29 protein-coding genes are annotated in these 22,505 nt (G+C 70.3%); 17 read left to right on the forward strand and 12 right to left on the reverse strand.

Translation table 11 applies throughout. The features are described 5' to 3' along the window. Positions 1-26: 26 nt before the first annotated feature. Positions 27-956, reverse strand: a complete 930-nt coding sequence (locus MICNX66_RS11730; protein ID WP_187662036.1) for an aldo/keto reductase — start codon at positions 954-956, stop codon at positions 27-29. A gap of 53 nt (positions 957-1,009) precedes the next feature. Beyond that, positions 1,010-1,228 (reverse strand): helix-turn-helix domain-containing protein, encoded by a 219-nt coding sequence (locus MICNX66_RS11735; RefSeq protein ID WP_232089060.1) that lies wholly within the window; start codon positions 1,226-1,228, stop codon positions 1,010-1,012. Positions 1,229-1,322: 94 nt separating this feature from the next. Here MICNX66_RS11735 and MICNX66_RS11740 point away from each other — a divergent pair, with 94 nt between their 5' ends. The 3 genes from MICNX66_RS11740 to MICNX66_RS11750 are packed head-to-tail and all read left to right on the forward strand — an operon-like array spanning position 1,323 to position 2,752. After that, a complete protein-coding gene (locus tag MICNX66_RS11740; protein WP_232089061.1) occupies positions 1,323-1,694 on the forward strand; it encodes a helix-turn-helix domain-containing protein in 372 nt (123 codons plus the stop codon). 24 nt (positions 1,695-1,718) lie between these two features. Next, entirely contained in the window at positions 1,719-2,111 is a 393-nt protein-coding gene (locus MICNX66_RS11745; protein WP_187662038.1) for an ImmA/IrrE family metallo-endopeptidase, read from the forward strand. A 38-nt stretch (positions 2,112-2,149) separates the two neighbouring features. Then, a complete protein-coding gene (locus MICNX66_RS11750; RefSeq protein WP_187662039.1) occupies positions 2,150-2,752 on the forward strand; it encodes a GNAT family N-acetyltransferase in 603 nt (200 codons plus the stop codon). Between the two features lie 24 nt (positions 2,753-2,776). On the opposite strand, the gene MICNX66_RS11755 is transcribed toward MICNX66_RS11750, so the two are convergent. Next, on the reverse strand, positions 2,777-2,983 hold the full coding sequence (locus MICNX66_RS11755) for a hypothetical protein (protein WP_025105563.1): 207 nt from the start codon (positions 2,981-2,983) through the stop codon (positions 2,777-2,779). An 88-nt stretch (positions 2,984-3,071) separates the two neighbouring features. Between MICNX66_RS11755 and MICNX66_RS11760 the strand changes: the two genes are divergently transcribed. Further along, positions 3,072-3,683: a flavodoxin family protein gene (locus MICNX66_RS11760; protein ID WP_187662040.1), complete on the forward strand. Its 612-nt coding sequence runs from the start codon at positions 3,072-3,074 to the stop codon at positions 3,681-3,683. A gap of 9 nt (positions 3,684-3,692) precedes the next feature. Here the strand turns inward: MICNX66_RS11760 and MICNX66_RS11765 are convergent, their stop codons facing one another. The 4 genes from MICNX66_RS11765 to galU all read right to left on the reverse strand — a co-directional run bounded on the left by MICNX66_RS11765 (position 3,693) and on the right by galU (position 6,579). Further along, positions 3,693-4,004: a DUF7882 family protein gene (locus MICNX66_RS11765; protein WP_187662041.1), complete on the reverse strand. Its 312-nt coding sequence runs from the start codon at positions 4,002-4,004 to the stop codon at positions 3,693-3,695. A 94-nt stretch (positions 4,005-4,098) separates the two neighbouring features. Next, on the reverse strand, positions 4,099-4,953 hold the full coding sequence (locus MICNX66_RS11770; protein ID WP_187662042.1) for a hypothetical protein: 855 nt from the start codon (positions 4,951-4,953) through the stop codon (positions 4,099-4,101). A gap of 81 nt (positions 4,954-5,034) precedes the next feature. After that, positions 5,035-5,646 (reverse strand): GNAT family N-acetyltransferase, encoded by a 612-nt coding sequence (locus tag MICNX66_RS11775; RefSeq protein WP_187664199.1) that lies wholly within the window; start codon positions 5,644-5,646, stop codon positions 5,035-5,037. 45 nt (positions 5,647-5,691) lie between these two features. Next, positions 5,692-6,579 carry a UTP--glucose-1-phosphate uridylyltransferase GalU gene (galU, locus tag MICNX66_RS11780; RefSeq protein ID WP_187662043.1) on the reverse strand — a complete coding sequence of 296 codons (888 nt, stop codon included), beginning with the start codon at positions 6,577-6,579 and terminating at the stop codon, positions 5,692-5,694. A gap of 40 nt (positions 6,580-6,619) precedes the next feature. On the opposite strand from galU, the gene MICNX66_RS11785 reads away from it, so the two are divergent. The 3 genes from MICNX66_RS11785 to mscL are packed head-to-tail and all read left to right on the forward strand — an operon-like array spanning position 6,620 to position 7,960. Then, on the forward strand, positions 6,620-7,216 hold the full coding sequence (locus MICNX66_RS11785) for a 5-formyltetrahydrofolate cyclo-ligase (RefSeq protein WP_187662044.1): 597 nt from the start codon (positions 6,620-6,622) through the stop codon (positions 7,214-7,216). Positions 7,217-7,231: 15 nt separating this feature from the next. Then, positions 7,232-7,504 carry an FmdB family zinc ribbon protein gene (locus MICNX66_RS11790; protein ID WP_187662045.1) on the forward strand — a complete coding sequence of 91 codons (273 nt, stop codon included), beginning with the start codon at positions 7,232-7,234 and terminating at the stop codon, positions 7,502-7,504. A gap of 24 nt (positions 7,505-7,528) precedes the next feature. Continuing rightward, a complete protein-coding gene (gene mscL, locus MICNX66_RS11795) occupies positions 7,529-7,960 on the forward strand; it encodes a large conductance mechanosensitive channel protein MscL (RefSeq protein WP_187662046.1) in 432 nt (143 codons plus the stop codon). A 70-nt stretch (positions 7,961-8,030) separates the two neighbouring features. On the opposite strand, the gene MICNX66_RS11800 is transcribed toward mscL, so the two are convergent. Together MICNX66_RS11800 and MICNX66_RS11805 are read right to left on the reverse strand one after the other, a co-directional pair. After that, positions 8,031-8,228, reverse strand: a complete 198-nt coding sequence (locus MICNX66_RS11800; RefSeq protein WP_187662047.1) for a hypothetical protein — start codon at positions 8,226-8,228, stop codon at positions 8,031-8,033. Beyond that, entirely contained in the window at positions 8,221-11,901 is a 3,681-nt protein-coding gene (locus MICNX66_RS11805) for an AAA family ATPase (RefSeq protein ID WP_232089062.1), read from the reverse strand. The genes MICNX66_RS11800 and MICNX66_RS11805 overlap by 8 nt, the downstream gene beginning before the upstream one ends. 227 nt (positions 11,902-12,128) lie before the next feature. Between MICNX66_RS11805 and MICNX66_RS11810 the strand changes: the two genes are divergently transcribed. Then, a complete protein-coding gene (locus tag MICNX66_RS11810) occupies positions 12,129-12,641 on the forward strand; it encodes a methylated-DNA--[protein]-cysteine S-methyltransferase (protein ID WP_187662048.1) in 513 nt (170 codons plus the stop codon). A 67-nt stretch (positions 12,642-12,708) separates the two neighbouring features. Here MICNX66_RS11810 and MICNX66_RS11815 read toward each other — a convergent pair whose 3' ends face one another. Both MICNX66_RS11815 and MICNX66_RS11820 read right to left on the reverse strand, forming a co-directional pair. Then, a complete protein-coding gene (locus MICNX66_RS11815; protein WP_187662049.1) occupies positions 12,709-14,346 on the reverse strand; it encodes a solute symporter family protein in 1,638 nt (545 codons plus the stop codon). Next, entirely contained in the window at positions 14,343-14,690 is a 348-nt protein-coding gene (locus MICNX66_RS11820) for a DUF485 domain-containing protein (RefSeq protein WP_060921784.1), read from the reverse strand. Before MICNX66_RS11820 ends, MICNX66_RS11815 begins: the two co-directional genes overlap by 4 nt. Before the next feature lie 109 nt (positions 14,691-14,799). Between MICNX66_RS11820 and MICNX66_RS11825 the strand changes: the two genes are divergently transcribed. Then, positions 14,800-15,660, forward strand: coding sequence for a LuxR C-terminal-related transcriptional regulator (locus MICNX66_RS11825; protein ID WP_187662050.1), 861 nt, complete (start codon positions 14,800-14,802; stop codon positions 15,658-15,660). Positions 15,661-15,749: 89 nt separating this feature from the next. Then, positions 15,750-16,112 carry a histone-like nucleoid-structuring protein Lsr2 gene (locus MICNX66_RS11830; protein ID WP_187662051.1) on the forward strand — a complete coding sequence of 121 codons (363 nt, stop codon included), beginning with the start codon at positions 15,750-15,752 and terminating at the stop codon, positions 16,110-16,112. Positions 16,113-16,129: 17 nt separating this feature from the next. Here MICNX66_RS11830 and MICNX66_RS11835 read toward each other — a convergent pair whose 3' ends face one another. Beyond that, complete coding sequence (locus MICNX66_RS11835; RefSeq protein WP_187662052.1) at positions 16,130-16,762, reverse strand: MarR family winged helix-turn-helix transcriptional regulator; 633 nt, start codon at positions 16,760-16,762, stop codon at positions 16,130-16,132. Positions 16,763-16,837: 75 nt separating this feature from the next. On the opposite strand from MICNX66_RS11835, the gene idi reads away from it, so the two are divergent. From idi to MICNX66_RS11870, 7 genes are read left to right on the forward strand one after another with little or no spacing between them, the layout of a single operon-like run. Further along, entirely contained in the window at positions 16,838-17,359 is a 522-nt protein-coding gene (gene idi, locus MICNX66_RS11840; protein WP_187662053.1) for an isopentenyl-diphosphate Delta-isomerase, read from the forward strand. A 12-nt stretch (positions 17,360-17,371) separates the two neighbouring features. Beyond that, positions 17,372-18,445, forward strand: coding sequence for a polyprenyl synthetase family protein (locus MICNX66_RS11845; RefSeq protein WP_232089063.1), 1,074 nt, complete (start codon positions 17,372-17,374; stop codon positions 18,443-18,445). Then, on the forward strand, positions 18,442-19,350 hold the full coding sequence (locus MICNX66_RS11850) for a phytoene/squalene synthase family protein (RefSeq protein WP_187662055.1): 909 nt from the start codon (positions 18,442-18,444) through the stop codon (positions 19,348-19,350). Before MICNX66_RS11845 ends, MICNX66_RS11850 begins: the two co-directional genes overlap by 4 nt. Continuing rightward, positions 19,347-20,939 carry a phytoene desaturase family protein gene (gene crtI / locus MICNX66_RS11855; RefSeq protein WP_187662056.1) on the forward strand — a complete coding sequence of 531 codons (1,593 nt, stop codon included), beginning with the start codon at positions 19,347-19,349 and terminating at the stop codon, positions 20,937-20,939. Before MICNX66_RS11850 ends, crtI begins: the two co-directional genes overlap by 4 nt. Continuing rightward, on the forward strand, positions 20,939-21,283 hold the full coding sequence (locus MICNX66_RS11860; RefSeq protein ID WP_232089249.1) for a lycopene cyclase domain-containing protein: 345 nt from the start codon (positions 20,939-20,941) through the stop codon (positions 21,281-21,283). Before crtI ends, MICNX66_RS11860 begins: the two co-directional genes overlap by 1 nt. Continuing rightward, positions 21,280-21,618 carry a lycopene cyclase domain-containing protein gene (locus tag MICNX66_RS11865; RefSeq protein ID WP_187662057.1) on the forward strand — a complete coding sequence of 113 codons (339 nt, stop codon included), beginning with the start codon at positions 21,280-21,282 and terminating at the stop codon, positions 21,616-21,618. Before MICNX66_RS11860 ends, MICNX66_RS11865 begins: the two co-directional genes overlap by 4 nt. Beyond that, a complete protein-coding gene (locus MICNX66_RS11870; protein WP_187662058.1) occupies positions 21,615-22,505 on the forward strand; it encodes a prenyltransferase in 891 nt (296 codons plus the stop codon). The genes MICNX66_RS11865 and MICNX66_RS11870 overlap by 4 nt, the downstream gene beginning before the upstream one ends.

A 22,505-nucleotide genomic window follows, 5' to 3' on the forward strand; every position in this document is an offset into this window, starting at 1 on the left:
ACGACGCGCGGGCCGGAGCGGAGGGATCACGGCAGCAGGTGTCCCGCGGCGCGGAAGAGCTCGTACCACTCGGCCCGGGTGAGCACGACATCCGCCCCGGCCGCGGCCTCCTGGACGCGGTGCGGTGTCGTCGTTCCGAGGACCACCTGCATCCCGGCGGGGTGACGGGTGATCCAGGCGGTGGCGATCGCCGTCGGCGTCACTCCGTGGACCCCCGCCAGGCGCTCGATCACGGCGTTGAGCTCGGGGTAGTCCGGGTGCCCGAGGAAGACCCCGCCACCGAAGCCGCTCTGGTACGGCGACCACGCCTGCACGGTGATGCCGTGGATCCGGCAGTAGTCGACGATGCCGCCGCCGTCCCGTCCGATGCTCTGGTCGTGACCCGCCATGTTCGCGGCCACGGGCTGCGCGATGATCGGCGCATGTGTGAGGGACAGCTGCAGCTGGTTCGCGACCAGGGGCTGCCCCACCGCGGTCTTCAGCAGCTCGATCTGCGAGGGCGTGTGGTTGGACACCCCGAACGCCCGCACCTTGCCCGAGGACTCGAGATGATCGAAGGCGCGCGCCACCTCGTCCGGCTCGACCAGGGCGTCCGGCCGGTGCAGCAGGAGCACGTCGATGCGGTCCGTGCGGAGGGCCGCGAGCGAGCCTTCGACCTGCGCGATGATGTGGTCGTAGGAGAAGTCGAACATGCCCTGCGCCGGCACGATGCCGCACTTGGTCTGCAGCACGACCTCGTCCCGCTCCGTGGCGCTGAGCTGGAGGGCATCGGCGAATCGCGCTTCGCAGCGGTGCATCTGCCCGCCGTAGATGTCCGCGTGGTCGAAGAAGTCGATGCCCGCGTCGCGGGCGGTCGCGTACAGGTCGCGGATCTGCTCGTCGTCGAGGCTGTCGATGCGCATCATCCCGGCGATCAGGGCCGGAGCGGTCGTCGATCCGAAGGAAACGGTCTTCATGCGCCCACGCTACTTCATCGCATCGCCCGGTCCGAGGCGCGAGCGGACATCGTCTACGGCGCGCAGGGAAGCAGCCGCGTGACGGGGACGCCGAGGACCGTCGCGATCCCCGCCAGATCCTCCATCGTGAAGTCCGCGCGCTCTTCGAGAAGGTCGGTCAGCGCGGCCGGCGCGATTCCGGCCCGCTCCGAGAGCTCGATGAACGACACTCCGGCGTGCAGGCGCGCAGCCTCCACCGCCGATGCCACCAGATGACGCAGTTCTGTCCCCATGCGCCTACGGTACCGCCGCGCACGGACACTCGTCCGGTCACGAGAGACCAATATGACGGCATCCTGCTCTCGGCCCGCTGCTAAGGTGAGCCGGATGAAGACACCAGCCGAGGAGTTCAACGAGGCGGTCGGCCGTCAGATGCGGGCGGAGATCGCGGCGGCACGAAGCAGCATCGCCGCCATGGCACGCGACGTGGGCATCGCCCGGAGCGCGCTGGACAACTACGTGACCGGCAAGCGCGCGATCCCGGTGCCCGTCGTCTACGCGGTGTGCGCCACGCTGGGAGTCGAGCCGCACATCCTCGTCGCCCGGGCCGAGGAGCGTCTGGCCGCCGACGGCACGTCGGCGATCGTCACTCCCCTCCGGCGCCGCACCGATGTCGCCACCCCACGCGATAATGCCCGCGAGGTCGCCTTCGAATCCGGATCCACCGGCGAGACGGACACCGACGACCTCTACGAGTAGACGACACCGATCGGACGGAGGCCCATGCAGCAGCTCCTCCGTCTGGCCGACGACCTCGGGCTTCGCGTGGTCGAGCGCCCCGGGCCCACACCCGGCGGCTTCCAACCCGCCACCCGGACGATCCGGCTCGCTCCGGGGATGAGCAGGCGCACCGCCCGCAGCGTGCTCGCCCACGAACTCGGTCACGCCCACCTCGGCCACCTGCCCACACGGCACCCCGCCTTTCGCGCTCGGCAGGAGCGGCAGGCCGATGAGTGGGCCGCGCGACGGCTGATCACGCCGTCGGCCTACGCGGCGGCGGAGCAGCTGCGCGGCACACATCTGGCCAGCCTCGCCTTCGAGCTGGACGTGACGATCGAGATCGTCCTCGCGTTCCAGCGCGTGCTGAGCCGGGAGCACCTGGCCGTCCCCGCCTGAGGGCCGGGCGCAGCGCCCGACGCTGGTTGAATGACCTCATGGCCTTCCACGTCGCCCCCGCCCCCGTCACTCTCACCGGTGAGCTCGTCGAGCTCCGCCCTCTCGACCGGTCGCACGTCGACGGGCTCGTCGAAGCGGTCACCGAGGGCGACCTGTGGAAGACGGCCTGGTACACCTCTGTTCCGGCACCCGATGGAGTCGCCGCCGAGGTCGACCGGCGCCTGGGCCTCGTCGCCACCGGCGAGATGGTGCCGTTCACGGCCTTCGACGCCGCCGGTCGCGTGCTGGGGCTCACCTCGTACTACGACATCGTCGCCGACGTCCCCCGGCTGCACATCGGATACACCTGGAACCGCCCGTCCGCCCACGGCACGGGTACCAACGCGGAATCGAAGCTGCTGCTCCTCCGCCACGCCTTCGAGACGCTCGGGGTTTTCCGGGTCGGGCTGACGACCCAGTGGGTGAACTTCCAGTCGCGCGCCGCGATCGAGCGACTGGGCGCGAAGCAGGACGGCGTGATGCGGGCCATGAGCCGCTACCGCAACGGCGCGCTCCGGGACAGCGTGGAGTACTCCATCATCGAGCCGGAGTGGCCGGCGGTGCGGGCGAACCTCGAAGCGAGGCTCGCCCGGCGACGGTGAGCGCGGGGCGCAGCCCCGCGGCGATCACTCGGTCGGGCTGCCGGTCCAGTTCTTGGAGCGACGCGTGGCGGAACCGCGCTGACGCATCGCGAACCCGAGGGCCAGCGAGACGAGCAGGATGCCGCCGACGAAGGTGAGCGCGGCGAGCGTGTCCGGCATCTCGTGCGCGATCCCCAGCAGCCAGAAGCCTCCGAGGAACATGATCATGAAGAAGAGGAAGCTGAGGATCACGGGATCTCCTGTCGTCGGTGCTCTACCAGGATAGCCCGGACCCGGAAAGGCCCTGTGCCGCCGCCCGGATCTCTGGTGGGGTCGGAGCATGAACACTCCACTCACCGCCGTCGCGATCTCCTGCACGCTCAAGCCCTCCCCCGCGTCGTCGAGCTCGGATCTGCTCGCGCGTCAGCTCCTCGATGCCCTCGCCGAGCACGGCGTGACGGGCGACCTCGTCCGAGCGGTCGACGTCGACATCCGACCCGGCGTCGAGAAGGACATGGGTGACGGCGACCAGTGGCCGACCCTGCGACAGCGCGTCCTCGACGCCGACATCCTCGTGTTCGTCACGCCCACGTGGATGGGACAGCACTCGAGCGTCGCCCAGCGCGTGCTGGAGCGCCTCGACGCCGAGCTCAGCGAGACGGACGAGCAGGGCCGCCCGATCCTGTTCGACAAGGTCGCCATCGCCGGCGTGGTCGGGAACGAGGACGGCGCTCACCACATCTCCGCGATCCTCTTCCAGGCGCTGAACGACATCGGGTACACGATCCCCGCGCAGACCTCGGTCTATTGGAACGGCGAGGCCATGCAGACCGTGGACTACAAGGACCTCGACGAGACTCCGGAGGCCGTGAGCTCCGCGATCACGACGGCAGCCCGGAACGCGGCGCACCTCGCGCAGCAGCTCGCCACACAGGCGTACCCCGCCGAGTAGCGGAGGCGCTCAGTCGGCCGGGCCGTCGATGACCTCGTCCACGAGGCTGATGCCCCCCGACGAGCTCGCCTCGACCATGAGGGCTTGGACCCACTTCACGTTCAGCTCCGGCGTCTCCGGCTCGCCGAAGGTGAAGCGCAGCGGGATCGACGGATGCAGCCAGATCGTCGAGCGCCCCGGCACATCCCCGTCGGGGTGCTTCCAGGACAGCGTGAAGCTCTCGTTCCGACGGAGTTTGGTCGCGATCGCGACCTTCAGATGGGCCAGGGCGCGGTCCTCGATCTGGATCTCGCTGCCGGAGCCGTACTGCATGGTTCCCATCCCACGACTTTACGGCCCCGAGCGGCGCTGACGCGAGGAGCGACACTCTCCCGCATCCGGTATCAGCGGTGGAGACCCGCGCTCACCGCAGCCGTCAACCGGCGGCCCGGCGCTGCAGAAGCCGGCGCACGTGCTCCTCGATCTCGGCGTCGTCGACGAATCCCATACGTGCGTACGGCGATTCCGTCGATGCCGCCGGGAGGGTGACCGGCGCCGGCGGCGCCATCTCCTCGGCACGGGCACGGAGCGCGGCCACTCGGGCGGCCTTGCGGCGCTCCTCCTGCGCATCGATCTCGGCGCGAGCCGCCTGTGCGCGGGATCCTGTGACCGACACCATCGGCTCCGGAAGCGGACGCGGAGTCCAGGTGGCGGGGCCCTGGTCGTGCAGGACCGGGGCCTCTCTCCTCTCGACGGTCTCGACCGCCGCGGCCTGCGGACGACGGGCGGCGCGCACCGCGACCGACGCCATCCGCTGCAGGACCATGGTCGCCACGAGCGCCGTGGCTCCACCGCTCCAGAGGAGCACGGCGCCCCCGGTGGCGAGGAGCTGCCAGATGCCGAGACCGACGGCGACGAGTCCGAGCACGAGAGCGCCGGTCGCCGCCAGACGCACGCGGCGGCGGGCGCGGGCCTGACGGATCACGGGATCGGCGCGGGTCGCAGCGAGCTCCTGGCGGAGCGCTTCGAGCTCTGCGGCCTCCCGCTCGGCCTGCAACCGCTTCGCGAGCTTCTGCTGCGCGACGACGGTGCGGGCGTTGAGTTCCATGTGCACCTCGCCGGGAGTCTCACTCGTCTCGGCGAGGATCCGCAGCGCCTGATTCAGCCGCACGGCGTTGCGCTCAGCGGCGTTGTACTGGAAGCGGCCACGCCAGGAGGGCAGGAGATACAGCATCCACAGGAGCACGGCGACGAGCACGATCACTCCCCCACTCAGCACCGGCCCGTCCATAGGTCAACGGTAACGGCGGCGGACCGGCCGCGCCGTGCAGTCGGGGCGCGTGTCGCGGCGAGTCCTCCCGCGACGGGGGCGTCAGAGGGTGAGACGGTCCGCCGGCGGGATCGTCGCCGCCTGCGGCGGCACCTGTCCGTGGATCCACCGGGCGAGGACACCCTGCGGAACCTCCTCCTGCGTGAGGGCGAAGGCGTAGTGATCACGCCAGTCCCCGTCGATGTGGATGTACCGGCGGCGCAGCCCCTCGTATCGGAAGCCGAGCTTCTGCACGACCCGCAGACTCGCGGCGTTCTCGGGGCGGATGCAGATCTCCATCCGATGCAGCCCGTACTCCGTGAAACAGGCGTCCGTGGCGAGCGCGACCGCGGTCGGGGTGATCCCCCGACCCGCGAACCGCTCACTCACCCAGTAGCCGATCGTCGCCGAGCACAGCGAGCCCCGGGCGACGCCCCAGACGTTCAGCTGTCCGGCGACCTCGCCGTCGTACTCCATCACGAACGGGTAGCCGCCGCCGTCCCGATACTGCTGGAGCAGGCGACGGATGCTGACCCGCATGTCGAAGGAGACCGCTCCGTGCGGGATGGTCGCCTCCCACGGCTGCAGCCACGCGCGATTGGCGAGCAGCTCCTGCTGCAGAGGCCGCGCGTCCTTCGTCCGGATGAGACGCAGCTCGACCGGTCCGTGCCGCATCCCCGTCGACAGCTCCACGCCGCACCTCCGACGACCGCGAGGCGCCTAGAGGCGCTCCGCGAAGTCCTTGAGCCAGGGGCGGAGCTCGGAGCCCAGGTCGTCACGGTCGGCCGCGAGCTGCACGATCGCCTTGATGTAGTCCACGCGGTCACCGGTGTCGTAGCGGCGGCCTCCGAAGACGACGCCGACCACGCCGGGTCCGCCGTCCGCCGTCGCCAGCTCCTGGAGCGCGTCGGTGAGCTGGATCTCGCCGCCCTTTCCGGGTTCGGTGCGCTCGAGGATCTCGAAGACCGACGCCGGGAGCACGTAGCGACCGATGATCGCGAGGTTGGAGGGGGCGTCCTCCTTGGCAGGCTTCTCGACGAGGCCCGTGACACGAACGGCGTCCGAGCCCTCGATCGCCTCGACGGCGGCGGCGCCGTACATGTGGATGTTGTCCGGGTCGACCTCCATGAGGGCGATGACGGCGGCACCCGTGCGCTCGTGCTCCGCGATCATCTCCGTGAGCAGCGGGTCGCGTTCGTCGATGAGGTCGTCACCGAGCAGCACCGCGAACGAGCTGTCGCCGACGTGCGTCCGAGCGCGGAGCACGGCGTGGCCGAGACCCTTGGGCTCGCCCTGGCGGACGAAGTGGATGTCGGCGAGGTCGCTCGACTTCATCACGCGCTCCAGGCGACCGGTGTCGCCCTTCTCCATGAGCTTCACCTCGAGCTCCGGCACGGAGTCGAAGTGGTTGGAGATGGCGTTCTTGTTGCGCCCGATGATCACGAGGATGTCCTCGATCCCGGCGTTCGCCGCCTCCTCGACGACGTACTGGATCGCCGGCTTGTCGACGACGGGGAGCATCTCCTTCGGCATCGCCTTCGTCGCGGGCAGGAATCGTGTCCCCAGCCCGGCAGCGGGAATGACAGCCTTGATCTTCTCGTGAGCCATTCCCACAGCCTACCGGTGGGGGCCGTCCTAGACTCGGACCATGGCTAACGACGTCGAGCACGCCAAGCGAGCCCTCCGCGCGGAGCTGCGCGAGCGGCGTCAGCTGCTGTCCGATCCGCAGCGCGAGGCCGCCGCCGAGGCGATCGGCGAACGCCTCGACGCCCTCGTCGACGAGCTCGGGGCCCGCTCCGTCTCCTGCTTCCTCTCCACCACCACGGAGCCGGGCACCAGGGAGTTCGTGACTCGCGCGGTCCGCCGCGGGATCCGGGTCCTCCTCCCGGTCACCCGCTCCGACGGACTGCTGGACTGGGCCGTCGCCGACGACACCGAGGAGATCGCGGAGGGCCTGTACGGGCTGCCGGAGCCCACCGGCGAGGTGCTCGGTCCGATCGCGGTGAACGACGTCGACCTGATGATCGTCCCCGCCGCCGCCGTCGACCGCTCGGGGATGCGGATGGGCTGGGGCCGCGGCTACTTCGACAAGACCATCGGCTCCATGGAGAAATGCCCTCCGGTGTACGCGGTGATCTATGATTCCGAGGTACTCGACGAACTGCCGCGTGAGGTGCACGACCAGCCGGTCGACGGCATCGTGACCCCGTCGCAGACGCTGCATCTGTCGCCCCGGCGACGCTGACCCGCAAGGACCGCCATGCCCACCTACGCCTATGCCTGCACCGCGTGCGGGCACCAGTTCGACGCCGTCCAGAGCTTCTCCGACGACGCGCTCACGGTCTGCCCCGAGTGCGGCGGCGCCCTGCGCAAGCGGTACGGCTCGATCGGCGTGACCTTCAACGGCTCCGGCTTCTATCGCACGGACTCGCGCGCCAAATCCGGGGGTTCGAAGGATGCTTCGGCATCATCGAAGTCGGATTCGACGACGAGCGCCAAACCGGCTGCTGCGTCGACTCCCGCCTCGGACTGAGGCCCAGTCGACTTGGGGGTTTCCATGCTCAAAGGTTTCAAGGACTTCCTGCTCCGCGGGAACGTCATCGATCTGGCCGTCGCGGTCGTCGTCGGCACCGCCTTCACGGCCGTCGTGACGGCCGTGGTGAACAGCATCATCAACCCGCTCATCGCGCTCTTCCTCAAGGCCGATGCCGCCGGCAAGTTCGGCATCCCTGTCACCAACATCTACGGCGAAGAGGTCGTCTTCCCGATCGGCGACCTCATCTCGGCGCTCATCAGCTTCCTCGCCGTCGCCGCGGTGGTCTACTTCGTCTTCGTCCTGCCGATGAACACGTTCAAGGCCCACGTCGAGGCGCGCAAGGGCACGCCGGCCGAGGAGCCGGAGGAGGAGCCGGCCGCCGCGACCGAGGCGGAGCTGCTCGTCGAGATCCGCGATCTACTCAAGACCCAGCAGGGCCCGCGCGGCGTCTGACCGCACCGCCCTCACGACCCACGGCTCTCCTCGGAGGGCCGTGGGTCTTCCTTTTTCCGGGGCGGACGCGTCAGTAATGCGGGGGCACGTCGCGGAGGAGCTGGTCGTCGTTGGGACCCTTCCGGTCGCCGGGCGCCGACCGCTGCGGCGCGCCGCCCTCCGGGACCTCCGGTGCCGGATCGCTGCCATCGACCGGCGTCAGCCGCGCCCGCCGGGAGCCCGGCACCCGGACGACCCGCTGCCGCGGCTCGTCCCGGCCCTCAGTCATTCCGGTGATCGCCGAGATCGAGGGGCTGCGTGTCGTTCTCCGCGCGCGGGGCCGTCTCCGAGATGCCGAGCACCGTCGCGATCCGGGACGCCACGGTGCGCGGGTCGCTGTAGAGGTCGAACGCGTGCACCCGGACGTAGTGCCAGCCGAGGCGACGGAGCACATGAGGGCGCAGCCGCAGCGTCTCGCGCAGGGATTCTCCCCGGGACTCCGGATCGGACTCGATCACGACCGCCTTGCCGTTGTGCTGCGCCACGAGCGGCAGGAGTCCCCGATAGTCGACGTCGACGGAAGCCCCGAGACGCCGGAGCTCCCTGGCCAGTGCGAGGGTGAGCGGGTCGGCCAGGTCCTCCAGTCGCGCGTCGCGGGCACGGGCCGCGAGACCGCCGAGGATCGACATGAGCGTGGCCGCGCCGTGCTCGAGGCGCCCGTCGTCGAAGGCCGAGGGGCGGATGGACGAGACGATGACCATCGAGCGCCGTGCGCGGGTCATCCCGACGGTCAGCAGTCGCTCGCCGTCGGGCGTCGACAGGTCGCCGAAGTCGCTGAGGACACGGCCGTGCTTCGTGAGCCCGAAGCCGAGGGAGAAGATGACGCGGTCGCGGCTCTCCGCGACGGACTCCTCGAGCGTCAGCACCGCGAACGGCTCCGCGGTGTCGCGGGCGACGAAGTCGGCGACGTCGGAGCGTCCCGCGAAGGCGGCGGTCACGGCGGCGCGCACGCGCTCGGCATGGCGAGTGCTGGCGGTGACGACCATGAGCGATTCGGTCGGGCGATGCACCGCATGCTCGACGACGAGGGTGACGACGCGGGCGACCTCGGCGTCCGGGCTCTCGACGGCGCCCGAGACGGGGTCGGGCGCGCCGGTACCGCCTTCGACGTAGTCGACGGTGAGGCTGCCGCGCCCCAGGTACGAACCGGCCCACGGGAGGGAGACGATCTCGCCGCCGTAGAACGCGTCGTTGATGAGCTCCGCGAGATCCTCGCCGCCGGCCCGGTAGCTGCGGGTCAGGGTCATCACCGGGAACAGCTCGGACAGGCGCTCGAAGACCGAGACGTCATCGAACGGGACCTCCTCCTCCCACTCCTCGGCGGGGTCGACCGCGATGCGGAAGGGAGAGGGACGCTGCGTGACCGGATCACCGAACGCCACGACCTGACGGGCGCGGCGGATGGCCGGCGCCGCCTCGGCGAGGTTGATGGCCGCGGCGTCGACGAGGAGCACGGTGTCGAACTCCACCGCATCCGGGATCTCCGGCACCAGATAGGGCGACGAGATCCAGACCGGAGCCAGCACGTCGACGAGGGTCGGCGCGGCGCTGACGACCTCCGCGGCCGTCGTCGCGGACTGGGTCAGGGCGCGGCGGAGGTTCTGCGACTGCTCGGGCTCGTCGACGATGGCGATGCGCCACTGGTTCGCGAGCTGCCACGCGAGCAGCGGCCCTGCCATGGCCGCATGGGCCTCGTCCACCAGCCGGAAATCGCGCTCGAGGCGGTCGACCACGGCGGTGTTCGCGCCGAGCAGCGCCCGGTTGTCCTGCAGTGCGCGCTCCAGGAGGGACTGCCACCAGGCGTACTCGAGCTCCTCCCCCACCCGCGCCTCGGAGACGTGCCGCACCGAGAGCTCGGTCAGCAGCGGCTCCAGGCCGAGGAGGGCGAGCTCGTCGCGCAGCTGGGCACGCTCGACGAGGTTCTCGAAGACGTCCGACTTCGCGGCGAGGCCGGCGAGCATGCGCACGAGCCGTGCGACCGGCAGGGACGAGAGGGGCTCGCGGCGGCCGAGGGCGGCATCGAGCTCCGCCAACTCCGCTTCGACCCGCTGCCATGCGGAGGACACATCGGCCAGACCGAGCGGGATCTCCGGAGCGACGCCCGCCTCCACGTACCGCTGCCACTGGGTGCGCTGGGTTTGGATGCGCAGCAGCGCCTCGTGCATCTCCGTCACGTGCACGCCCGGGCGGACGTATTCCTTGGCCAGGCGACGAAGTCGACGACGATTGGCCCCCGACATCCCTGGCGCGTCCCGTCGCGAACCGTGGGCCTGGATGAGCTCCCCGAGCGGCCGCTCGAACACGGTGGGACTGAAGCGGTCGAGCGTGTCGCGGATGCCCTCCAGCAGCCCGAGGTACTCGCCGAGTTCGTCGATCGTCGAGAAGGGCCGCATGTGCGTCTGCGCGATGAGCTCGTACCCGCGCTCGAGCAGGGCGGGCACGCTGTCGGCGTGCAGGCGTCCGGCGAGCTCGTGCGCGGCGCGGGCCGCCTCGGTGCTACCGAAGGTGACGCCGTACCAGGGCGAGTCGTTCGGCCCGACGCGGAATTCTCCGAGGCGCGCGGCCTGCGCCAGCGCCGCGGCCGCGTCCGTGCGGTCCCTTGCCAGCCTGCGCAGCGCATCCACGCTCAACCGCGCTGTCGTCGACGGGGGGACGGGAAGCGAGGCGAGCCGGGTGAGGTGTCGGGTCGCATCCAGCACGGAGGCGTCGAGACCGGGGACGGGGACGGTCAGCGCGTCGCGGTAGTCGCGCAGCACCGTGCGCAGCCGCACCAGCGCGTCGTCGACCTCGCTGACCTTCGGAGCCGTCGCCTTCTCGTTGCGTCCGATCGCGCGGACGAGATCGCGGCGCAGGCTCCCCGGCGACACCGCGAGGCTGTCCAGCCCGATACCGGCGAGGCGATGACGAACACCGTCGAGCGTGGACCGCCGGGCCGAGACGACGAGGACCTTCTTCCCGGCGCGGACCAGCTCCCCGAGCGCGTTGATGACGGTCTGCGTCCCTCCGGTGCCCGGAAGGGTCGCCACGGTGAGGGAGTGCCCGGCGGCGATGCGGGCCAGCACGGCCTCCTGCTCCGCATCCGCATCGAGCAGCAGGTTGTCCGAGGCGGGCGCACGGTCGTCGGGCCCGACGTGGTGCGGGACGGCGCGGGGTGCCGTGACCTGCTCACGATCGCCGACGTGGCCGCCGAGCGCGTTGAGGACGGGATGATCGAGGCTGCCGCCGTCCTGGGCCATGGCGCCGGCGACGTCGGCGAAGGTGGAGACGACGAGTCGCGGTTCGACGGAGAACGTCTCGATGGATCGGGTCAGCGCGCGCAGGCTGTCGATCACGGGCTGGGGCTTGAAGATGCCGCCGTCGTACGCGAGTGCGGCGAGCGCTGACGCATCGAGGGTCAGCCCGAAGTGCTCGCGGGCGACCCGCACGAGCTCCGGGTTCACCTCGAACGCCCCCTGCAGCTTGAGCTCGAAATCGGTGTGATGGCGGCGGATCGCGAGCGGCCGCAGCAGGACGGGGGCGGCGAAGGTCGCCCCGCCGATGCGCCACCGTGCTACGCCGACGGCGAGGTGGACCGCTTCGATGCCGCGGACGGTGCGCAGCTCGGTGTTCTTGGCCGTGATGCGCTCGGCGGCGAGCCGCGCGGTGCGCAGACCCACCTCATCGCGGAAGAGGTTGGACAGGAGCGTCGACTTGCCGGTGATGAACTGCGGGAGGCTGCCGGGGTGCGCCTTGGAGATGTCGATGCCCGACTCCGGGCCGTCGCGGAAGCTGCTCAACGGCGAAGGCCCACCCAGATCAGCCGCCTCCGCCCGCAGCCGCGTGCGCTCCGCCTCCGCGGCGTGCGCGATGCCGACGCCGGTGGACGAGTCGCGCAGGTCGCCGAGGGACACAGCGTTGTCCACCGCCGTGTTGTTCGCAGACCTGCTTTCCCGTCGCCACACACTGACACCCTAGGCGCGACACCGCCGGAGATCGGTATCCCCGGCGGGTTTCCGGTGAAAAACCGCCGGTGCGGCACTCGCTCGGACTACTCCTGCCCGCATGGTCGTGCGCTCTCGTTGTCCACGGAACGCGCGACGGACCCGGCGACCGGTTCTCCGCTGTCGCCCCGGACGGTCAGGATGAGGACATGACCTTCCGCTACGACTTCGCTCCGACGCCCTTCGGCGACGCCCTCGCGGTCTTCTCCGACGACGGCATCGTGCGCTTCGATCTGTCCGAGTCCGCGGATCCGCAGGTGCCCTGGCTGCTGGAGGGCGTGTCTCGGCAGCTCGGCGCCGTCCCGGAGCCCGTGCCCGGAGCTGCCGACGAGCTCGTCCCGCTCCTGGAGGCGTACTTCGACGGAGAGCCCGTGCGCTTCGACGAGCATGTCGCTCTCGACTGGCGCCTCGTGGACGGCTTCCACCGGGCGGCGCTGCGCACCGTCTGCGAGATCCCGTGGGGACAGACACTGAGCTACGGGGAGGTCGCGGTCCTCGCCGGCCACCCCGGAGCGGCCAGGGCCGTCGGCACCGCCTGTCGGCTCACACCGTTCTCCCTCATCGTGCCCGTGCACCGGGTGGTGCGGTCCGACGGCTCCGCAGGGCACTACGGCGGTCACCCGGAACGGAAGAGGTTCCTGCTGGACCTCGAGTCCCGGTGAGCCCCCCGCTCCTCGGGTGCGGGCCCGGCGAGTAGGCCGCCGGGCCCGCACCCGAGGGGGTGACGCGTCAGTGATCGACGGCCTTCTCCGCCCCGAAGCCGGTGAGAGAGCGCACCTCCATCTCGGCCGCCAGCTCGGGCGACTCCCGCCGGGTGCTGGTGATCGTCCCGAGCCAGCCGAGCGCGAACCCGAGCGGGATCGAGACGATGCCCGGGTTGTTCAGCGGCCAGATGGCGATGTCGATGCCGGGGATCATCGAGGTGGGCGTGCCGGAGAACACGGGCGACAGGATGATGAGGATGATCGCCGAGCCGAGCCCGCCGTACATGCTCCACACCGCACCGCGCGTCGTGAACCGGCGCCAGAACAGCGAGTAGAGGATCGTCGGCAGGTTGGCGGACGCCGCCACGGCGAACGCGAGGGCCACGAGGAAGGCGATGTTCTGCCCTTGCGCCCCGATGCCGCCGACGATCGCGAGGATGCCGATGACGATCACCGTCCGACGGGCGACCCGCACCTCGCCGTTGGGATCGGGCTCGACCGGCTTCCCCTCCGCGTCCTTGCGTCCCTTCTGGATGACGTTCGCGTAGATGTCGTGGGCGAACGACGCCGCCGCGGTGATCGTGAGTCCCGCGACGACGGCGAGGATCGTGGCGAACGCTACCGCGGAGATGAACCCGAGGAGCACCGGACCGCCGAGCTTGAGCGCCAGCAGCGGAGCCGCGGAGTTCACGCCCCCGGGTGCCGCCGCGATCACGTCGGCGCCGACGAGCGCGCCGGCGCCGTAGCCGAGCACGAGCGTCAGCAGGTAGAAGCCGCCGATCAGCCAGATCGCCCACACCACCGAACGCCGCGCCTCCTTGGCCGTCGGCACGGTGTAGAAGCGCATCAGCACGTGCGGCAGGCCCGCGGTGCCGAGCACCAGGGCCATCCCCAGCGAGAGGAAGTCCCACGGGTTCGCGCCGTACTGCAGGCCGGGCGCCAGCACCGCCTCCCCCTTGTCGGAGTTCGCCACGGCGGCCTCCAGCAGGGTGTTCAGGCTGAAGCCGTTGATCGCGAGAACCCAGATGGTCATCGCGAGGGCGCCGCCGATGAGCAGCACCGCCTTGACGATCTGCACCCAGGTGGTGCCCTTCATACCGCCGATCAGCACGTAGACGATCATGAGGATGCCGACGACGGCGATGACGACCGACTGCCCGACCCTCCCGTCGATCCCCAGGAGCAGCGACACGAGACCGCCTGCCCCGGCCATCTGCGCGAGGAGGTAGAAGAAGCACACCGCGAGCGTGGTGATCGCCGCCGCCATCCGCACCGGCCGCTGCTGCAACCGGAACGAGAGCACATCCGCCATGGTGAACTTGCCCGTGTTGCGCATGAGTTCGGCCACCAGCAGCAGGGCGACCAGCCAGGCGACGAGGAAGCCGATGGAGTACAGGAATCCGTCGTAGCCGTTGATCGCGATGGCACCGCAGATGCCCAGGAAGGATGCGGCGGACAGATAGTCGCCCGCGATCGCGAATCCGTTCTGAGGTCCGGTGAAGGACCTCCCCGCCGCGTAATAATCGGCGGCGGTCTTGTTGTTCCTGCTGGCGCGGATGACGATGAACAATGTCACCGCGACGAAGGCCAGGAAGATCGAGATGTTGAACACCGGGTTGATGTCGAGCGCGACATCCTCGGTGGCCGTGCGGATGATGCTCATGCGTCGGCCTGCGCCTTCTCGAGTTCTTCACGGATCTCCGACGCCAACGGATCGAGCTTCCTGTTGGCGAACGCGACATATGCCATCGTGATGGCGAACGTCGTCACGAACTGCCCGAGCCCGAAAAGCAGCCCGACGGTGATATCCCCCCATACGCGCTGCGCCATGAAATCGCGGGCGAATGCGGCCAGCAGCACGTAGACGAAATACCACACCAGGAAGAACGCGGCGAGGGGGAAGATGAATGACCGCTGCGTCCGTTTCAACCGCAGGAATCGAGGGGATTGCTCGACGGCGACGTAATCGATCGCACCGTTCTGAGGGGTCGGAACCTGTTCGCTCATGGGGCCTCCTTGCCACATGTCCGCTGCACGCGCGGCCGTCGCCGCCCGAGTGGTAGGGTCGACGCTACGAAACGGGGAACACCGCCGTCACCCCCGAAAGTAGGTATTCGTGAGCTCTCCGATCACCGTCGAACCCGAGGCGGAGCTCGTCGCCAACGCGGTGCGCGAGCTGGCGCGGCGCACGCGCTTCCCGGTGGCGTTCGGTGGGCTGATCGAAGAGGGCGTCGTGAGCGTCACGAGCATCGTCGGAGCCCGCACACGCGCTCTCGACGGTCTCCGCGTACGCCCCGAGCGCGGTCTCGGCGGGCGGGCCATGATGGAGCTGCGTCCGCGGATGACGAGCGACTACGGCTCCTCCCGCCAGATCACCCACGACTACGACGTCTTCGTCCTCGGCGAAGGCCTGCGGACCCTGCTCGCCCTGCCGATCGTCGTCCAGGGCCGCCCTCGCGGCGTGCTCTATGCCGGCGCGTGGGCGGAGGAGAGGATCGGCGGCGTGACCACGGCCCCGGCCATGCAGGTCGCCCAGTCCGTCGCTGACGAGCTGCGCATCCGCGACGAGGTGCAGCGGCGCCTCCGCGCCGCATCGCCGACACCCGCAGCGGTCGCGCCGGCACAGCGCGAGGAGCTGCGGGAGAGCTTCGCCGAGCTCCGCAGCATCGCCGCGACCGTCGACGACGCCGGCATCCGCGCGCGGCTGGCGCAGGTCGAGCGCCGACTGCTGACCCTCGCCGGAGACGACCTGCCGACGACCACGACCGGCCCGCTCCCCGTCGTCCACCTCTCCCCGCGCGAGACGGATGTCCTGGCCTGCGCCGCCCTGGGATCGACGAATGCGGAGATCGCCGCGCACCTCGGTCTGCGGGAAGGGACGGTCAAGGCCTATCTCGGCACCGCGATGTCGAAATTGGATGCGTCGACGCGGCATGCCGCCGTGACCAAAGCGCGTCGCGCCGGCCTTCTCCCCTGAATCGACATTCTCGGCGGCTGCGTCATTGTTCGCCATGACGAAACGGCCTTTGTTGTGCGCATTCCCGCACCCGCGATAAAGTCGGCCCCATGGCGAGACGAATTGTGCACCAGCTGGTCGACGACATCGACGGCACCGTCCTGGAGGTCGGGGAAGGCGAGACCGTGCATTTCTCGCTGAACGGCACCTCCTACGAGATCGATCTGAATTCCGCGCACGCCGAGGAATTGCGACAGGCACTCGAGCCCTACATCACGGCCGGGCGTCGGGCCGGATCGGGAGCGGCGTCAAGCGGAGGACGGTCCTCGTCCTCGTCCTCGTCGCGGAAGCGGCCCTCACGCAACCCGGAGGTCGCCGCGATCCGCGCCTGGGCGAAGGAGAACGGCTACACGCTCTCGGAGCGGGGTCGCGTACCGGCTCCCATCCTCGAGGCCTACCGCGCCGCGCATTGACCCGGTCCCGCCCCACCTCACGGTCGGGCGGGATCTTCTTTCGCACCCTCGAGCGCCCACGCCTCATCGCGGAGGGTGATCTCCTCCGTCATGTCCAGGAGGAAGCGGATCACGACCTCTCGCTCCGCAGCCGACAGACGCGCCGCCGCGTAGAAGCGCTTGGCCTGCTGCCGCCCGACCGTCTCCATCGCGGCGTGCCTGGTCTCGGGGGTGATGGTGATCGCGAGGGCTCGTCGGTCGGTGGGATGCGGCGAGCGCCGGATGTGCCCACCCTTCTCCAGCCGGTCGAGCAGCTTCGTCGTCGCGGCGGTGGAGACCCCGAGATGGTGGGCGATCCCGCTGGGCGTCGCCACGACCGTTCGGTTGTCGCACACGATCAGGTAGTGCAGCGCGCGCATGTCGGTCTCGTTCAGCTGCATGTAGCGCCGGGACGCCTGCGAGAGACGCTGCTCAGCCTCGCGCAGCCCGCCGAGCGCCTCCATGAGGCGTCCGATCTGACGCAGATCCTCCGGGGCGACGCCCGAACGATCGACGAGCGTACTGCGCGGGTCGCTGGCGTCGACGTCGTAGATGGACCCCTGAGCGAGTTCGTCCCGCTCCGCCGCCGCCGTCGCGTGGGCGACCGGGGTGGTGCGGGGCTCGGAGGGCATGCGATCATGTTACACACGAACAGCTTCATGCTAAGTTGATATTTCGCCAGGTTAGCTAAACGACGAGAGGACGCCATGGACAACGTCACACTCCTCGCCGAAGACGGGACTGCCGTCGGCATCCTGCCCAAGAGCGAAGTCCACACGACCGACACTCCTCTCCACCTCGCCTTCTCCTGCTATGTGCAGGATCGAGAGGGACGCCTCCTCGTCACGCGTCGCGCGCTCGGCAAGCGCACCTGGCCCGGGGTCTGGACCAACAGCTTCTGCGGGCACCCGCAGCCCGGCGAGGACATGGCCGATGCGGTGCGGCGGCGCGGCTCCGACGAACTGGGGATTCAGGTGACCGAGATCCGCCTCGCTCTCCCCGACTACCGCTACCGCGCCGTGGACGCGAGTGGCATCGTGGAGAACGAGATCTGCCCGGTGCACGTCGCGGTGGTCGACGAGCAGCCCTCGGCGAACCCGGACGAGGTGGCGGAGTGGGAGTGGGTCGATGTCGATGACCTGCTCGCCGCGGTCATCCGCACCCCCTTCGCCTTCAGCCCCTGGCTCGCCGAGCAGCTCCCTCTCCTCCGTCGACACGGGGAGGTCTGAGCCATGGCGGTCATGGTGACAGAAGAAGACCTCGGCACCAGGATCGAGGCGGTGCTGCGACGACGGTTCGCCGAGCGCACTGCCGCCGCCGAGCACTACGGGGCGGAGTTCGCCGCCCTGTGGCACACGGCCGCTGAGCACGCCCTCGGCGGGAAGCTCCTGCGCCCGCGCATGCTCATGGACCTGCTGTCCGCACTCGCCACGACCCCCCTCACGGAGAAGGACACGGCGCGGGCGATCGACGTGGCCGCTCATGTCGAGCTGCTGCATTTCGCGTTCCTCCTGCACGACGACGTCATCGACGGCGACCTCACCCGCCGCCGCCGTCCCAATCTTATCGGTTCCCTGGTCTCCCGTCGCCCCGACGAGGCCGGCGATGCGGCGCTGCACTGGGGCCGCTCGAGCGCCATCCTCCTCGGAGACCTCCTGCTCTCCACCGCCGTGCTCGGCTTCGCCCGTGCCGACGTCCCCGCGCCGCGACGGGAGCGGCTCCTCGCTCTCCTCGAGACGACCGTGTTCGAGACCGTCGCCGGGGAGCACTCCGACGTCGCCCTCAGCGACGGCATCATCGCGGCCGACCTCCGCACCATCCTCGCCACCAGCGCGTCGAAGACCGCCGCCTACTCGTTCGTCCTCCCGCTCCGCGCGGCGGCTATCCTGTCCGGCGCTCCGACCGCCGCCGAGGAGCAGCTGACCGAGATCGGCGGCCACCTCGGTCTCGCCTACCAGCTGCAGGACGATCTGCTGTCGGTGTTCGGGGACCCGGACGCTCACGGCAAGGACCCGTATTCCGATCTCCGCGAGGGCAAGGAGACCGCGATCATCGCGTACGCCCGGATGACCAGCCACTGGCCCGGCATCGAATTGCGGTTCGGCGAGAACGACCTCAGCATCGACGACGCGGCGGAGATGCGCGACCGCCTCCGCGAGTGCGGCGCGGAGGGATTCGTCCGAGGACTCGTGGAGGAGCAGCTCGCGGCCGTGTCGACGGTCCTGGCGGAAGCCGAGGAGGCGGGCACGCTCTCGGCCGACGCCGGACGCATCATCCTCGCTCTGGCCGACCGGATCGAGGGCCGCAGCCGATGACCGCGACCCCTTCCGAGCCCCGCGACGACGCGGCGCTGCGACGCTTCAGCCGGACTGCCGAGATCGCGACATCCGACGTCATCCGCACCTACTCGACGTCGTTCGGACTGGCGACGCGTCTTCTCGGGCGACGCCATCGCCAGCACGTGCGCAACATCTACGCCATGGTGCGCATCGCGGACGAGATCGTCGACGGCGTCGCCGCCGAGGCCGGACTCGATGCGGGTGCACAGGCCGCGGCCCTGGACTCCTACATCACGGAGACCCATCGCTCCATGCGGACCGGCTACAGCAGCGATCTCATCCTGCACGCGTTCGCGCGAACGGCGCGCGAGTGTGGGATCGGCGAAGACCTCACCCAGCCGTTCTTCGACTCGATGAGGGCCGACATCGCCGGCCCGTCCGGCTTCACGGCCTATGACGCCGACGCACACGCCGCGTACGTCTACGGCTCGGCGGAGGTCGTCGGCCTGATGTGCCTGCGGGTCTTCCTGCGCGACGCCACGCGGACGCCGGCGGAGCTCGACATCCTCGACCGCGGAGCGCGTCGGCTGGGCGCCGCGTTCCAGAACGTGAACTTCCTCCGTGACCTCGCCGACGACACCGACCGCCTGCAGCGCGGCTACCTCGGCGGCACGGAACCTCTCACCGACGCCGACCGCGACACCTGGGTCGACACCGTCCACCGTCAGCTCGCCGACGCGAGAGCCGCGATCCCGCTGCTCCCGAAGGACGCCCGTGCCGCTGTCCGGAGCGCCCTCGCCCTCTTCGCCGCCCTGACGCACCGCGTCGCACGCACGCCGGCTGCGGAGCTGTACCGCCGCCGGGTGCGCGTGCCGGACCCGATCAAGGCGCTGCTCGCTGCGCGCGCCGTCCTCGTCACGGCCCTGGAGCGGGACCGATGAGCCGCGTCGTCGTCATCGGCGCGGGCGTGGCCGGTCTGGCCACGGCCGGGCTGCTCGCGCGCGACGGACATGACGTCGTGGTGCTGGAGAAGAACGACCGCGTCGGCGGACGGGCGGGCACCATCGAGCGCGATGGTTTCCGATTCGACTCCGGCCCGTCGTGGTACCTCATGCCCGAGGTCTTCGACCACTACTTCGCGATGATGGGGACCAGCACCGAGGAGCAGCTCGACCTGACGCTGCTGGATCCGGGGTACCGCGTCTTCCGCTCGCCCGAGTCCGGCGACGACCCCGTGACGGTGCCCGCCGGGCGGGAAGCCGTGTCCGCGCTGTTCGAGTCGATGGAACCGGGCTCCGCCGCGGCACTCGAGACCTATCTCGCCTCCGCCCACGATGCCGGCTCCATGGCGAGGCGGTACTTCCTCTACAATCCGTTCACCCGCACCAGGACGCTCGCCGCTCCCGAGGTGGTGCGCGCGCTGCCGCGACTGTTCTCGCTGCTCGGCACCCGCCTCCAGGCTTTCGCCGCCCGGCGCTTCCGGCACCCGGTGCTGCGGCAGATCCTCGGCTACCCCGCCGTCTTCCTGGGCACCGACCCGCGGACGGCGCCGGCGATGTACCACCTGATGAGCGCGCTCGACCTCGACCAGGGCGTGCTGTATCCGCAGGGCGGCTTCTGGCGTGTCGTCGAGCGGTTGGCGGCGCTGGCCCAGGATGCCGGCGCGCGGATCGTCACGGGTGCCGAGGTCACCGGGATCCGCACGCAGGACGCGGACGGTGCGACCCACGTGACCGGTGTCGGCTGGACGGATCGCGACGGCCATCAGCACGTCGAGGACGCGGACATCGTCGTCTCCGGCGCCGACCTCCACCACACCGAGACGGCGCTGCTGCCTCCCACGCTGCAGTCCTATCCGGAGTCCTGGTGGGCGCGGCGCACGAGCGGACCCGGCGGCGTGCTCGTGATGCTCGGCGTCCGCGGGACCCTGCCCGAGCTCCCCCATCACTCGCTGTTCTTCACCGACGACTGGGATGCGAACTTCGACGCGATCTTCGGTCGCACCCCCGGCGTCCCCACGCCGGCGTCCACCTACGTCTGTCGGCCCAGCGCGACGGACGCGGGGGTCGCGCCGGACGGGCACGAGAACCTCTTCGTCCTGATCCCGGTCCCGGCCGACGTCGAGCTCGGCCACGGCGGGAGCGACGGCGCCGGCTCGCCGAAGGTCGAGAAGGCCGCGGACGCCGCGGTCGACATGATCGCAGCGTGGTCGGGGATCCCCGACCTGCGCGAGCGGATCGTGGTCAGGGAGACGGTGGGTCCGGCCGACTTCCGCGACGACTACCACTCGTGGCGGGGCGGGATGCTCGGCCCCGCGCACATCCTCTCGCAGAGCGCCATGTTCCGCGCGCAGAACGCCTCCCGGCGCGTGCGGGGGCTGTACTACGCCGGAGCGACCACCGCGCCCGGCGTCGGCGTGCCGATGTGCCTCATCAGCGCCGAGATCGTGCTCAAGCGCATCCGAGGCGACCACTCGCCCGGCCCGTTGCCGGAGCCGGCCACCCGAACCCCCACACCCGAGAAGGCATGATGGGCGCGATCTACCTGACCGCCCTGCTCGTCTCCCTCGGCTGCATGCTGCTGCTCGACTGGCGGTTCCGTCTCTTCTTCTGGCGGGATGCCGTGGCGGCGGCCATCGTCACGATCGTCGGACTCGCCTTCTTCCTCGTCTGGGACGTGGCCGGCATCGCGGCGGGGATCTTCTTCCGCGGCGAGGCGGCGATCGCCACGGGTATCGTCCTGGCTCCGGAGCTCCCCCTGGAGGAGCCGATCTTCCTGATCTTCCTCGTCGTCTGCACGATGGTGCTCTACGGCGGCGCCGTCCGGCTTCTGGATCGCCGTCGGGTCAGCGCCGGGGAGGGAGCGGCGCGATGACCTACCTGCAGCTGTCCGCCGTGTTCCTCGCCGTCGCCGCTCTGGCCGCGGTCGCCCTCTGCGTCGGAGCGCGGCGCACCCCGCACCTCGGCGCCCTCACGCTCACCGCGCTCGCTCTCCTCGTGCTGACCGCAGTGTTCGACACCGTCATGATCGCCACCGGGCTGTTCCACTACGCGCCGACGCAGCTCGCCGGCGTGCACATCGGTCTCGCGCCGCTCGAGGACTTCGCGTATCCGCTGGCCGGGGTGCTGCTGCTCCCCGCGCTGTGGACCGCCCTGCGCGCGCGCCGATCCCGGACGCGCACCGCCGCAGACCGGGAGGAGCACGCATGACGGAGAAGACCTCCCGCGGCGGCATCGGCCACGACATCGCCCAGATCCTCCTCTCGTCCCGGCCGATCAGCTGGATCAACACGGCCTTCCCCTTCGCCGCCGCCTACCTGCTGAGCACCAGGGAGATCGACGCGACCTTCGTGATCGGCACCCTGTACTTCCTGGTGCCGTACAACCTCGCGATGTACGGCATCAACGACGTCTTCGACTACGCCTCCGACCTGGCGAACCCCCGCAAGGGCGGGATCGAGGGCGCGCTGCTGTCCCCGCGCATCCACCGCGCGACGCTGTGGGCGGCGGCCGCCACGAACGTACCGTTCCTGGTCTACCTCTTCGCCGTCGGCACCCCGGCGTCGTGGCTGTGGCTCGCCGTGAGTGTCTTCGCCGTCCTCGCCTACTCGGCTCCGGTGCTGCGCTTCAAGGAGCGCCCGTTCCTGGACTCCGTGACCTCCAGCACGCACTTCGTCAGCCCCGCCCTCGTCGGCCTCTCCCTCGCCGGAGCGCCCGTCACCACGACCAGCGTCCTCGTGCTCGTCGCGTTCTTCCTCTGGGGCATGGCCGCTCACGCGTTCGGTGCCGTGCAGGACATCGGGCCCGATCGCGAGGGTGGCATCTCCTCCATCGCGACCGTGATCGGCGCGAGGGCGACCGTCCGGCTCTCCCTCGTGCTGTGGGCCGTCGCCGGCGGTGCGATGCTGCTGACCCCGTGGCCGGGACCGCTCGCCGCCGTGCTGGCGCTGCCCTACATCGTCAACGCCGCGCCGTGGTGGAACGTCACCGACGAGACGTCGGCCGGGACCAACCGCGCCTGGCGCCGGTTCATCGCACTCAACTACATCGCCGGCTTCCTCGCCACGATGATCCTCATCCTCGCCTGGGTCTCCTGA

Source organism: Microbacterium sp. Nx66 (assembly GCF_904066215.1).
In the GTDB taxonomy this organism is placed as follows: Bacteria; Actinomycetota; Actinomycetes; order Actinomycetales; family Microbacteriaceae; genus Microbacterium; species Microbacterium meiriae.

What these genes read in the sequence shown, in the direction of transcription:
- MICNX66_RS11790 (WP_187662045.1), top strand. Translation starts at nt 7,232, where the DNA reads ATGCCCACCTACGCCTATGCCTGCACCGCGTGCGGGCACCAGTTCGAC.
- MICNX66_RS11765 (WP_187662041.1), bottom strand. Translation starts at nt 4,004, where the DNA reads ATGGGAACCATGCAGTACGGCTCCGGCAGCGAGATCCAGATCGAGGAC.
- MICNX66_RS11730 (WP_187662036.1), bottom strand. Translation starts at nt 956, where the DNA reads ATGAAGACCGTTTCCTTCGGATCGACGACCGCTCCGGCCCTGATCGCC.
- MICNX66_RS11785 (WP_187662044.1), top strand. Translation starts at nt 6,620, where the DNA reads ATGGCTAACGACGTCGAGCACGCCAAGCGAGCCCTCCGCGCGGAGCTG.
- MICNX66_RS11820 (WP_060921784.1), bottom strand. Translation starts at nt 14,690, where the DNA reads ATGAGCGAACAGGTTCCGACCCCTCAGAACGGTGCGATCGATTACGTC.
- MICNX66_RS11760 (WP_187662040.1), top strand. Translation starts at nt 3,072, where the DNA reads ATGAACACTCCACTCACCGCCGTCGCGATCTCCTGCACGCTCAAGCCC.
- MICNX66_RS11850 (WP_187662055.1), top strand. Translation starts at nt 18,442, where the DNA reads ATGACCGCGACCCCTTCCGAGCCCCGCGACGACGCGGCGCTGCGACGC.
- MICNX66_RS11750 (WP_187662039.1), top strand. Translation starts at nt 2,150, where the DNA reads ATGGCCTTCCACGTCGCCCCCGCCCCCGTCACTCTCACCGGTGAGCTC.
- crtI (WP_187662056.1), top strand. Translation starts at nt 19,347, where the DNA reads ATGAGCCGCGTCGTCGTCATCGGCGCGGGCGTGGCCGGTCTGGCCACG.
- MICNX66_RS11815 (WP_187662049.1), bottom strand. Translation starts at nt 14,346, where the DNA reads ATGAGCATCATCCGCACGGCCACCGAGGATGTCGCGCTCGACATCAAC.
- MICNX66_RS11810 (WP_187662048.1), top strand. Translation starts at nt 12,129, where the DNA reads ATGACCTTCCGCTACGACTTCGCTCCGACGCCCTTCGGCGACGCCCTC.
- idi (WP_187662053.1), top strand. Translation starts at nt 16,838, where the DNA reads ATGGACAACGTCACACTCCTCGCCGAAGACGGGACTGCCGTCGGCATC.
- MICNX66_RS11740 (WP_232089061.1), top strand. Translation starts at nt 1,323, where the DNA reads ATGAAGACACCAGCCGAGGAGTTCAACGAGGCGGTCGGCCGTCAGATG.
- MICNX66_RS11775 (WP_187664199.1), bottom strand. Translation starts at nt 5,646, where the DNA reads ATGCGGCACGGACCGGTCGAGCTGCGTCTCATCCGGACGAAGGACGCG.
- MICNX66_RS11800 (WP_187662047.1), bottom strand. Translation starts at nt 8,228, where the DNA reads ATGACTGAGGGCCGGGACGAGCCGCGGCAGCGGGTCGTCCGGGTGCCG.
- MICNX66_RS11870 (WP_187662058.1), top strand. Translation starts at nt 21,615, where the DNA reads ATGACGGAGAAGACCTCCCGCGGCGGCATCGGCCACGACATCGCCCAG.
- mscL (WP_187662046.1), top strand. Translation starts at nt 7,529, where the DNA reads ATGCTCAAAGGTTTCAAGGACTTCCTGCTCCGCGGGAACGTCATCGAT.
- galU (WP_187662043.1), bottom strand. Translation starts at nt 6,579, where the DNA reads ATGGCTCACGAGAAGATCAAGGCTGTCATTCCCGCTGCCGGGCTGGGG.
- MICNX66_RS11830 (WP_187662051.1), top strand. Translation starts at nt 15,750, where the DNA reads ATGGCGAGACGAATTGTGCACCAGCTGGTCGACGACATCGACGGCACC.
- MICNX66_RS11860 (WP_232089249.1), top strand. Translation starts at nt 20,939, where the DNA reads ATGGGCGCGATCTACCTGACCGCCCTGCTCGTCTCCCTCGGCTGCATG.
- MICNX66_RS11735 (WP_232089060.1), bottom strand. Translation starts at nt 1,228, where the DNA reads ATGGGGACAGAACTGCGTCATCTGGTGGCATCGGCGGTGGAGGCTGCG.
- MICNX66_RS11865 (WP_187662057.1), top strand. Translation starts at nt 21,280, where the DNA reads ATGACCTACCTGCAGCTGTCCGCCGTGTTCCTCGCCGTCGCCGCTCTG.
- MICNX66_RS11845 (WP_232089063.1), top strand. Translation starts at nt 17,372, where the DNA reads ATGGTGACAGAAGAAGACCTCGGCACCAGGATCGAGGCGGTGCTGCGA.
- MICNX66_RS11745 (WP_187662038.1), top strand. Translation starts at nt 1,719, where the DNA reads ATGCAGCAGCTCCTCCGTCTGGCCGACGACCTCGGGCTTCGCGTGGTC.
- MICNX66_RS11770 (WP_187662042.1), bottom strand. Translation starts at nt 4,953, where the DNA reads ATGGACGGGCCGGTGCTGAGTGGGGGAGTGATCGTGCTCGTCGCCGTG.
- MICNX66_RS11835 (WP_187662052.1), bottom strand. Translation starts at nt 16,762, where the DNA reads ATGCCCTCCGAGCCCCGCACCACCCCGGTCGCCCACGCGACGGCGGCG.